The following is a 2,500-nucleotide window of genomic DNA, read 5'->3' on the forward strand; positions in this document are numbered from 1 at the left end:
CGTCGGTTCGATCCCGTCATCCTCCACCATTTGCTGTTTGGCACCATCCAGGCATGCTATAATTTTTGACTCAACACAAAAGCAGTCTTGCAAAGACTGCTTTTGTGTTGATCGTTATCCAACGATCATCGGCTGTTCTTTAAAAATTCATAGAGTCGAAATCAGAGTTGTTAGCGGAAACTGCACATTCGTAAAGGTTTAGTGCAGACCGTGCCGCTAACGACATTTTTGATTGCGTCAAAACAAGATTTAACTTTGTTAAATTCTTAAGTAATGACGAATCATTCTCTAAGCATTCATTGAGAAATCAATGAAAGCGAAAGAATCATTCACATTACGGCATAACGCGCGAGGTGAGAGACCTCGCAAGTCTTTGATACGACTGAGAAGTCTCGCAAGAGACGTCAAAGTTATAGGGTCAAGTGACTAAGAGCATGTGGTGGATGCCTTGGCGATTACAGGCGACGAAAGACGTGATAGCCTGCGATAAGCTTCGGGGAGCTGGCAAATGAGCTTTGATCCGGAGATTTCTGAATGGGGAAACCCACCCGCAAGGGTATCGCATACTGAATACATAGGTATGCGAGGCAAACCGAGTGAACTGAAACATCTAAGTAGCTCGAGGAAAAGACATCAACCGAGATTCCGAAAGTAGTGGCGAGCGAAATCGGAACAGCCTTCTAGTGATACCTCGACTGTTAGCAAAGCGGCATGGAAAGGCCGACCATAGTGGGTGATAGTCCCGTATGCGAAAACAGACGAGCGGTACTAAGCTAGAGAAAAGTAGGGCGGGGCACGAGAAACCTTGTCTGAATATGGGGGGACCATCCTCCAAGGCTAAATACTCGTAATCGACCGATAGTGAACCAGTACCGTGAGGGAAAGGCGAAAAGAACCCCGGGAGGGGAGTGAAATAGATCCTGAAACCGCATGCTTACAAAAAGTAGGAGCCCGCAAGGGTGACTGCGTACCTTTTGTATAATGGGTCAGCGACTTACATTCAGTGGCAAGGTTAACCGAATAGGGAAGCCGTAGAGAAATCGAGTCCGAATAGGGCGAATCAGTCGCTGGGTGTAGACCCGAAACCAAGTGATCTATCCATGGCCAGGATGAAGGTGCCGTAACAGGTACTGGAGGTCCGAACCGACTAATGTTGCAAAATTAGCGGATGAGCTGTGGATAGGGGTGAAAGGCTAAACAAACTTGGAAATAGCTGGTTCTCTCCGAAAACTATTTAGGTAGTGCCTCAAGTATTACCTGCGGGGGTAGAGCACTGTTTAGGCTAGGGGGTCATGGCGACTTACCAAACCTATGCAAACTCCGAATACCGCAGAGTACAGCTTGGGAGACAGAGCACCGGGTGCTAACGTCCGGACTCAAGAGGGAAACAACCCAGACCGCCAGCTAAGGTCCCTAAAATTGGCTAAGTGGGAAACGAAGTGGGAAGGCTAAAACAGTCAGGATGTTGGCTTAGAAGCAGCCATCATTTAAAGAAAGCGTAATAGCTCACTGATCGAGTCGTCCTGCGCGGAAGATGTAACGGGGCTAAGCCAGTTACCGAAGCTGCGGATGTGCAATTTATTGCACGTGGTAGGAGAGCGTTCTGTAAGCCTGTGAAGGTGTCTGGTAACGGATGCTGGAGGTATCAGAAGTGCGAATGCTGACATGAGTAGCGTTAAAGGGGTGAAAAGCCCCTCGCCGTAAGCGCAAGGTTTTCTACGCAACGTTCATCGGCGTAGAGTGAGTCGGCCCCTAAGGCGAGGCAGAGATGCGTAGCTGATGGGAAACAGGTCAATATTCCTGTACCGATGTGTAGTGCGATGTGGGGACGGAGAAGGTTAGCTCAGCCAACTGTTGGATATGTTGGTTCAAGCCTGTAGTCGTGCCCGGTAGGCAAATCCGCCGGGCTTAGATGAGGGGTGATAACGAGGCTGCTTGCAGCCGAAGTGAGTGATACCCAGCTTCCAGGAAAAGCCACTAAGCTTCAGCTACACACGACCGTACCGCAAACCGACACTGGTGCGCGAGATGAGTATTCTAAGGCGCTTGAGAGAACTCTGGAGAAGGAACTCGGCAAATTGATACCGTAACTTCGGGAGAAGGTATGCCGCAAGTAGGTGATCCTGTACAAGGGGAGCCCAAAGCGGTTGCAAAAAATCGGTGGCTGCGACTGTTTAATAAAAACACAGCACTCTGCAAACACGAAAGTGGACGTATAGGGTGTGACGCCTGCCCGGTGCTGGAAGATTAAATGATGGGGTGCAAGCTCTTGATTGAAGTCCCAGTAAACGGCGGCCGTAACTATAACGGTCCTAAGGTAGCGAAATTCCTTGTCGGGTAAGTTCCGACCTGCACGAATGGCGTAACGATGGCCACACTGTCTCCTCCAGAGACTCAGCGAAGTTGAAATGTTTGTGATGATGCAATCTCCCCGCGGAAAGACGGAAAGACCCCATGAACCTTTACTGTAGCTTTGTATTGGACTTTGAACAGATCTGTG

1 tRNA gene and 1 rRNA gene (both only partly in view) are annotated in these 2,500 nt (G+C 49.2%); both read left to right on the forward strand.

Annotated features, from left to right (window positions below):
• Positions 1-29: transfer RNA gene (locus M9799_RS09315), tRNA-Ala, on the forward strand; it begins 47 nt to the left of the window's first position.
• 387 nt (positions 30-416) lie between these two features.
• A 23S ribosomal RNA gene (locus M9799_RS09320) occupies positions 417-2,500 on the forward strand; it runs 791 nt beyond the window's last position.

It is taken from the genome of Comamonas endophytica (genome assembly GCF_023634805.2).
Taxonomy (GTDB): Bacteria; Pseudomonadota; Gammaproteobacteria; order Burkholderiales; family Burkholderiaceae_C; genus Comamonas; species Comamonas endophytica.